This window comes from Streptomyces sp. 8K308 (genome assembly GCF_004348315.1).
In the GTDB taxonomy this organism is placed as follows: domain Bacteria; phylum Actinomycetota; class Actinomycetes; order Streptomycetales; family Streptomycetaceae; genus Streptomyces.
The window spans coordinates 1-8,229 of the sequence record NZ_SMKC01000312.1; the positions used below are offsets into that span (position 1 = coordinate 1).

The window sequence follows — 8,229 nt, forward strand, 5'->3', positions numbered from 1 at the left end:
GGTGGGGGAACCGCCGCGCGGAGGAGAGGCGTCCGGTCGTCAGCGGACCGTGGGGCCGAGTTCCGGGGGCGCCGCGCCGGATGCGGCGAACGCCGGCATGGAGTCCGTGCGGATGGCCTCCCACAGCGGCGCCGCCGCCTCGTCGTCGAGGAGGACGACGGACTGGCCCTCGATCATCGCCGAACCGGTGACCGGCGCGTTCATGTAGTGGACGTCGGAGCCGCGGATGCCCCGCAGGTCCCAGGCGAGCGACCGCAGGTCGCCGTTGCTGAGCCGGTCGTCGACGCTGATGACGTCACCGACCGTGTTGAGCAGGCCGTTGAGGCGGCGCGGGTCGGTGAGGATACCGGTGCTCAGCGTCTCGTTCAGCAGGGAGCGCAGGAAGTTCTGTTGCCGGCGGGTGCGGTCGAGGTCGCCCTCGGGGAGCGACTTGCGTTCGCGAACGTAGGCCAGCGCCTCGCGCCCGTCGAGGTGTTCGCCGTCGATGGTGACGCCGCCGACCGCGTCGGTGAATTCACGGAAGCCGGACCAGTCGATCAGCGCGAGGTGGTCGATCCGGACGCCGGTCAGGTTCTGGATGGTCTCCACCATCAGGGAGGGGCCGCCCCAGGAGTAGGCCGCGTTGAGCTTGGCCTCGCCGTGGCCCGGTATCTCGGTCCAGGTGTCGCGAGGCAGCGAGACCAGCCAGGCGCTCCGCCGGTCGGCGGGTATCTGGAGCAGCATCATGGTGTCGCTGCGGGCCGCGCCGGCCTGCCAGCCGTCGGCCTGGTCGTCGTCGACGCCGGCCAGCAGGTAGACGAGCGCGTCGCCCTCGGTGCGCGGTGGCTGGGACGCCTCGGGGACGGTCGGGAGCGCGTCGGGGATGCGCTCGATGGAGCTGAGGGCCTGGTCGGTGCGCCAGTAGGCGAGGCCGACCGCGGTCCCGGTGAGCAGCAGCAGGGCCGTCAGGGAGCCGAGGGATATCCAGAGCCAGCGGCGCCGGCGTCTTCGGGGCGGTGTCGGCTCGGCCTCCGAGCCGGTATCGTCGGTCGTCTCGGTTGTCTTCGCGGCTCTCGCCGCATCATCGTTTCCACTTTCCCCACCTCTGGTCATACGGTCATTGTGCGGTCGGTCTGATCGTTTTGACCGCAGCCCGTGGGGTAGGTACGCTCTGACCTTGTGCCTGGGGTGCCCCCTGCGCTCTTTTAGCGGCGAGACGGAAGCCCGGGATCTGCATCCGCTTAACGCGGGAATCCTGCAGTCTTCGACACACCCGACCGCGTGGGTCGGCGAGTGTCCAGGTTAGCTTTATCGAGATCGGCACAGAGAAACCGGAGAAACGGTGCCAACGATCCAGCAGCTGGTCCGCAAGGGCCGGCAGGACAAGGTCGAGAAGAACAAGACGCCCGCGCTCGAGGGTTCCCCCCAGCGTCGGGGCGTCTGCACGCGTGTGTTCACGACCACCCCGAAGAAGCCGAACTCGGCCCTGCGCAAGGTCGCCCGTGTGCGTCTGAGCAACGGCATCGAGGTCACGGCCTACATTCCGGGTGAGAACCACAACCTTCAGGAGCACTCCATCGTGCTGGTGCGCGGTGGCCGTGTGAAGGACCTGCCGGGTGTTCGCTACAAGATCATCCGCGGCTCCCTGGACACCCAGGGTGTGAAGAACCGCAAGCAGGCCCGCAGCCGCTACGGCGCCAAGAAGGAGAAGTAAGAGATGCCTCGTAAGGGCCCCGCGCCGAAGCGTCCGGTTCACGTCGACCCGGTCTACGGCTCTCCTCTGGTGACGTCGCTGATCAACAAGGTGCTGCTCAACGGCAAGCGTTCCACCGCGGAGCGCATCGTGTACGGTGCCATGGAGGGGCTGCGCGAGAAGACGGGCAACGACCCGGTCATCTCCCTCAAGCGTGCCCTGGAGAACGTGAAGCCGACCATCGAGGTCAAGTCCCGCCGCGTCGGCGGTGCCACGTACCAGGTCCCGGTCGAGGTCAAGCCCGGCCGCTCCTCCACCCTCGCGCTCCGCTGGCTGGTGGGCTACGCCCGTGCCCGGCGCGAGAAGACGATGACCGAGCGGCTGATGAACGAGCTGCTCGACGCGTCCAACGGTCTTGGCGCCTCCGTCAAGAAGCGCGAGGACACTCACAAGATGGCCGAGTCCAACAAGGCCTTCGCGCACTACCGCTGGTAGTCGCAACCCCCATCGAGACCGAGAGAAGACTGAAGCCAGATGGCTACCACTTCACTTGACCTGGCCAAGGTCCGCAACATCGGGATCATGGCCCACATCGACGCGGGCAAGACGACGACCACCGAGCGGATCCTGTTCTACACCGGTCTGAGTTACAAGATCGGTGAGGTTCACGACGGCGCGGCCACCACCGACTGGATGGAGCAGGAGCGGGAGCGTGGCATCACGATCACGTCCGCCGCTGTCACCTGTCACTGGTCGCTGGACAACGTCGAGAACACCATCAACATCATCGACACCCCGGGTCACGTCGACTTCACGGTCGAGGTGGAGCGTTCCCTCCGGGTGCTCGACGGTGCCGTCACGGTGTTCGACGGGGTCGCGGGCGTGGAGCCGCAGTCCGAGACGGTCTGGCGGCAGGCGAACCGTTACGGTGTGCCCCGCATCTGCTTCGTGAACAAGCTCGACCGCACGGGTGCCGACTTCTTCCGCTGTGTCGACATGATCGTCGAGCGGCTCAACGCGCAGCCGCTGGTCATGCAGCTGCCGATCGGCGCCGAGGCCGGCTTCAAGGGCGTGGTGGACCTCGTCCGGATGAAGGCCCTGGTGTGGTCCGAGGACACCAAGCTCGGTGAGATGTACGACGTCGTCGACATCCCCGAGGACCTCCAGGCCCAGGCCGAGGAGTGGCATGCCAAGCTGGTCGAGGCCGTCGCGGAGAACGACGAGGAACTCATGGAGCTGTACCTCGAGGGCACCGAGCCCACCGAGGAGCAGCTGTACGCGGCGATCCGTCGCGTGACCCTCGCGTCCACCGGCACCGAGACCTCCACGGTCACCCCGGTGTTCTGCGGCACCGCGTTCAAGAACAAGGGCGTGCAGCCGCTGCTCGACGCCGTGGTGCGGTACCTGCCGTCGCCGCTCGACGTCGAGGCCATCGAGGGCCAGGCCGTGCGGAACCCCGACGAGATCATCCGTCGGAAGCCGTCCGAGGACGAGCCGCTGGCCGCCCTCGCCTTCAAGATCGCGAGCGACCCGCACCTGGGCAAGCTCACCTTCATCCGGGTCTACTCCGGCGTGCTCACCGCGGGCGCGCAGGTGCAGAACTCCGTGAAGGAGAAGAAGGAGCGGATCGGCAAGATCTACCGGATGCACGCCAACAAGCGTGAGGAGATCGAGCGCGTCGGCGCCGGCGACATCGTGGCCGTCATGGGTCTGAAGCAGACCACGACGGGCGAGACGCTGTGCGACCCGGCCAACCCGGTCATCCTGGAGTCGATGGACTTCCCGGCTCCGGTCATCGAGGTCGCCATCGAGCCCAAGTCCAAGGGCGACCAGGAGAAGCTCGGCATCGCGATCCAGCGCCTCGCCGAGGAGGACCCGTCCTTCCAGGTCAAGTCCGACCAGGAGACGGGCCAGACCATCATCTCCGGCATGGGCGAGCTCCACCTCGACATCCTGGTCGACCGCATGAAGCGGGAGTTCAAGGTCGAGGCCAACGTCGGCAAGCCGCAGGTCGCCTACCGGGAGACCGTGCGCCGGGCCGTCGAGCGGGTCGACTACACCCACAAGAAGCAGACCGGTGGTTCCGGTCAGTTCGCGAAGGTGCAGATCGCCCTGGAGCCGCTGGAGGACGGTGGCTACCTGTTCGAGAACAAGGTCACCGGTGGCCGTATCCCCAAGGAGTACATCCCCTCGGTGGACGCGGGCTGCCAGGAGGCGATGGACTTCGGTGTCCTCGCCGGCTACCCGCTCACGGGCGTCAAGGTGACCCTGCTCGACGGTGCGTTCCACGACGTCGACTCCTCGGAGATGGCGTTCAAGATCGCGGGCTCCATGGCCTTCAAGGAGGCCGCCCGTCAGGCCAAGCCGGTGCTGCTCGAGCCGCTGATGGCGGTCGAGGTCAACACGCCCGAGGACTACATGGGCGATGTCATCGGCGACATCAACTCCCGCCGCGGCCAGATCCAGGCCATGGAGGACCGGCACGGGGACAAGGTCGTCAAGGCCCTGGTCCCGCTGTCGGAGATGTTCGGCTACGTGGGCGACCTGCGCTCCAAGACCTCCGGGCGCGCGAGCTACAGCATGGAGTTCAACTCCTACGGTGAGGTTCCGCGGAACGTCGCCGAGGAGATCATCGCGAAGGCCAAGGGCGAGTAACCCTTAGGCTTGGGCGATACGGGGCGTCGGGGGCGCGTTGCCGCCCCCGGTGCCCAGCCCTTCAGCGAAGCGGTCAAGGGCATCCCCCTCGGGGTCCTGACCGGTTCGGTCGACCATCCTGAAAACCTCCCGCAGACGCGGGAGGCGTACAGCACCAGTCCACAGGAGGACCCCAGTGGCGAAGGCGAAGTTCGAGCGGACTAAGCCGCACGTCAACATTGGCACCATCGGTCACATCGACCACGGCAAGACGACGCTTACCGCGGCGATTACCAAGGTGCTGCACGACGCGTACCCGGACGTGAACGAGAGCTTCGCGTTCGAGAACATTGACAAGGCTCCGGAGGAGCGTCAGCGCGGTATCACCATCTCCATCGCGCACGTCGAGTACCAGACGGAGAACCGTCACTACGCTCACGTTGACTGCCCGGGCCACGCGGACTACATCAAGAACATGATCACCGGTGCCGCCCAGATGGACGGCGCGATCCTGGTGGTCGCCGCCACCGACGGCCCGATGCCGCAGACCAAGGAGCACGTGCTCCTGGCCCGCCAGGTCGGCGTGCCGTACATCGTCGTCGCCCTGAACAAGGCCGACATGGTGGACGACGAGGAGATCATGGAGCTCGTCGAGCTCGAGGTCCGTGAGCTGCTGACCGAGTACGAGTTCCCGGGCGACGACGTCCCGGTCGTCAAGGTCTCCGCGCTCAAGGCCCTCGAGGGCGACCCGGAGTGGTCCAAGACCGTTCTGGAGCTCATGCAGGCCGTGGACGACGCCATCCCGCAGCCGGAGCGCGACGTCGACAAGCCGTTCCTGATGCCGATCGAGGACGTCTTCACGATCACTGGTCGTGGCACCGTCGTCACCGGTCGTATCGAGCGTGGTGTCCTGAAGGTCAACGAGACCGTCGACATCATCGGCATCAAGGACGAGAAGGCCAGCACCACCGTCACCGGCATCGAGATGTTCCGCAAGCTCCTCGACGAGGGGCGCGCCGGTGAGAACGTGGGTCTGCTGCTCCGCGGCATCAAGCGCGAGGACGTCGAGCGCGGCCAGGTCGTCATCAAGCCCGGTTCGGTCACCCCGCACACCGAGTTCGAGGCGACCGCGTACATCCTGTCCAAGGACGAGGGTGGCCGCCACACGCCGTTCTTCAACAACTACCGCCCGCAGTTCTACTTCCGTACCACGGACGTGACCGGCGTCGTGCACCTCCCCGAGGGCACCGAGATGGTCATGCCGGGCGACAACACCGACATGCGCGTTGAGCTGATCCAGCCCATCGCCATGGAGGAGGGCCTGAAGTTCGCCATCCGTGAGGGTGGTCGGACCGTGGGCGCCGGCCAGGTCACCAAGATCATCAAGTGAGCTGACCGACAGGTTCATCACGTCAGGGGCCTCGCCTCCGCAGCCGGCGGAGGAGAGGCCCCTGACGCGTGTTCGGACTCTGATGCCGGTCGTCCGCCACTCGGCGCGGAATTCGACCGTTCGTCGAGTGGCCCCGTCGTGCGGTACCGAGGGTGTGTGACGCTCCTTACATTTCCTCCGAGACAGTCCCCGGAGAAGGTCCCCCACCCCCTGATATGACCGCCCGATATGACCGCCCGATATGACCGCCCGATATGACCGCCCGATACACCGCCCGATATTGGAGCCGGAGATGACGACGACGCATTCCGTCCCCGAAGCCAGCGATCCGCCACCGGGCGGTGATCTGGAGGCACGCTCGGCCGCGATGCACGACGATCCCCGCTTCCACGAACTGCGCGCCAGGCTGCTGCGCTTCGTGGTCCCGGCCAGCATCGGCTTCCTCGCCTGGTACGTGCTCTACGTGCTGATGTCCGCCTACGCGCGCGACATCATGTCCACCCAGGTGGTGGGGCGCGCCAACGTCGCGCTCTTCTTCGGGCTGCTGCAGTTCGTCACGACGTTCGGCATCGCGATCCTGTACTCCCGTTACGCCAACCGCCGTTTCGACCCGCTCGCGGACGAGCTGCGTGACGAGCTGGAGGCTGGGACCGGCGTGCCGGCCGCGCGGAAGGGGGACGAGGCATGATGCTCACCACCACGCTGGCGGCGGCCGCCGAGGACGAGGGCGCCACCTCGCAGGAGCGGCTGATCACCACGATTCTCTTCGTGGTGCTGATCGCCGTGACGATCGGCATCACCATCAGGGCCAGCCGCCAGACCAAGTCGGCGACCGACTTCCACTCCGGCGGCCGCGGCTTCACCGGCATCCAGAACGGGTTCGCGATCGGCGGCGACTACATGTCGGCCGCCTCCTTCCTCGGCATCGCTGGCATGATCGCGCTCTTCGGCTACGACGGCTTCCTCTACTCCATCGGCTTCCTGGTCGCCTGGCTGGTCGCGCTGCTGCTCGTCGCCGAACTGCTGCGGAACTCCGGCCGGTTCACCATGGCGGACGTGGTCTCGTACCGGATGCGACAACGCCCGGTGCGGACGGCGGCCTCGGTCTCCACGCTGACCGTGTCGATCTTCTACCTGCTGGCCCAGATGGTGGGCGCTGGCGCGCTCGTGGCGCTGCTGCTCGGCATCGAGGAGGGCGAGACGTACCTCGGGATGAGCGCCGACACGGCCAAGATCGTGGGCATCGTGGTGGTCGGCATCCTGATGGTCGTCTATGTGTCCTTCGGCGGCATGACCGGCACCACCTGGGTGCAGATCGTCAAGGCCGTGATGCTGATGGGCGGCGCGCTGCTGGTCACGGCGCTGGTGCTGGCCATCTACGACTTCGACTTCGGCGCGCTGATGAACGACGCGTCGGCCGACGGCGGCGCGGGACAGGCATTCCTCGAACCGGGCCAACGCTACGGCGTCGAAGTCGCCGGCGACGCCTGGCAGACGATGATCAACAAGCTGGACCTGATCAGCCTCGGCCTGGCGCTGGTGCTCGGCACGGCCGGCCTGCCGCACATCCTGATCCGCTTCTACACGGTGCCGGACTCCAAGACCGCGCGGACCTCGGTCAACTGGGCCATCGGCATCATCGGCACCTTCTACCTGCTGACCCTGGTCCTGGGCTTCGGCGCGGCGGCGCTGGTCGGCAGTGAGGCGATCAGGGCACAGAACTCGGCGGGCAACACGGCGGCGCCACAGCTCGCCCAGGCGGTCGGCGACCACTTCGGCGGGGAGTTCTGGGGCGCGGTGATGCTGGCGTTCATCGCCGCCGTCGCCTTCGCCACGATCCTGTCCACGGTGGCCGGCCTGACCATCGCCTCGTCCTCGTCGCTGGCGCACGACTTCTACAACAGCGTGCTGCGGCGTGGGAAGGCGAGCGAGAAGGAGGAGGTCAGGGTCGCCAGGTTCGCGGCGATCGGCGTCGGCGCGGTGGCCATCGTGCTGGCGATCTTCGCGCAGAACCTCAACGTGGCCTTCCTGGTCGCCCTTGCCTTCGCGATCGCGGCCTCGGCCAACCTCCCGGTGATCCTGCTCTCGCTGTTCTGGAAGCGGTTCAACACGACGGGCGCGGTGGCCGGCATCTACGGCGGCCTGATCAGCTCGGTCGGCCTGGTGTTCTTCTCGCCGGTGGTCTCCGGCAAGGGCGTGGACGCGGCCGGCAACAACCTGTCGCTCTTCCCGGAGAGCGTCGACTTCCACTGGTTCCCGCTGGAGAACCCGGGTCTCGTCTCCATCCCGGTCGGCCTGCTGTGCGCGGTGATCGGCACGCTGCTCTCGAAGGAGAGCGCGCCCGACAAGTTCGCCAAGCTCCAGGTCCGCGCCCTCACCGGCGCCGGCGCGGAACGCGCCACCACGCACTGAGGCGGCGGGCCCCAACCGCCTCAGCCGCCGGGACCCCCCGCCCGGCATCCCTGCCCGGGGCTCTGAGCTCCCCTCTCAGAGCCCCGGGCGCTGCCGCGCAGGGCTCGAAGGTTCCTCAGCC

At 67.3% G+C, this 8,229-nt stretch carries 7 protein-coding genes; 6 read left to right on the forward strand and 1 reads right to left on the reverse strand.

Going from position 1 to position 8,229, the window contains the following annotated elements; translation table 11 throughout:
* Positions 1-39 precede the first annotated feature (39 nt).
* Entirely contained in the window at positions 40-1,092 is a 1,053-nt protein-coding gene (locus E1265_RS29370; protein WP_132934029.1) for an LCP family protein, read from the reverse strand.
* A 229-nt stretch (positions 1,093-1,321) separates the two neighbouring features.
* Here E1265_RS29370 and rpsL point away from each other — a divergent pair, with 229 nt between their 5' ends.
* From rpsL to E1265_RS29400, 6 genes are all read left to right on the forward strand, one after another.
* Positions 1,322-1,693, forward strand: a complete 372-nt coding sequence (gene rpsL, locus E1265_RS29375) for a 30S ribosomal protein S12 (protein ID WP_049572471.1) — start codon at positions 1,322-1,324, stop codon at positions 1,691-1,693.
* A 3-nt stretch (positions 1,694-1,696) separates the two neighbouring features.
* A complete protein-coding gene (gene rpsG / locus E1265_RS29380; RefSeq protein WP_132934030.1) occupies positions 1,697-2,167 on the forward strand; it encodes a 30S ribosomal protein S7 in 471 nt (156 codons plus the stop codon).
* A 39-nt stretch (positions 2,168-2,206) separates the two neighbouring features.
* On the forward strand, positions 2,207-4,327 hold the full coding sequence (fusA, locus tag E1265_RS29385; protein WP_132934031.1) for an elongation factor G: 2,121 nt from the start codon (positions 2,207-2,209) through the stop codon (positions 4,325-4,327).
* 175 nt (positions 4,328-4,502) lie between these two features.
* Positions 4,503-5,696 (forward strand): elongation factor Tu, encoded by a 1,194-nt coding sequence (tuf, locus tag E1265_RS29390; RefSeq protein WP_132934032.1) that lies wholly within the window; start codon positions 4,503-4,505, stop codon positions 5,694-5,696.
* A gap of 292 nt (positions 5,697-5,988) precedes the next feature.
* Positions 5,989-6,384 carry a DUF485 domain-containing protein gene (locus tag E1265_RS29395; RefSeq protein ID WP_132934033.1) on the forward strand — a complete coding sequence of 132 codons (396 nt, stop codon included), beginning with the start codon at positions 5,989-5,991 and terminating at the stop codon, positions 6,382-6,384.
* Positions 6,381-8,108: a cation acetate symporter gene (locus E1265_RS29400; RefSeq protein ID WP_207931259.1), complete on the forward strand. Its 1,728-nt coding sequence runs from the start codon at positions 6,381-6,383 to the stop codon at positions 8,106-8,108. The genes E1265_RS29395 and E1265_RS29400 overlap by 4 nt, the downstream gene beginning before the upstream one ends.
* The last annotated feature ends 121 nt before the right edge of the window (positions 8,109-8,229 follow it).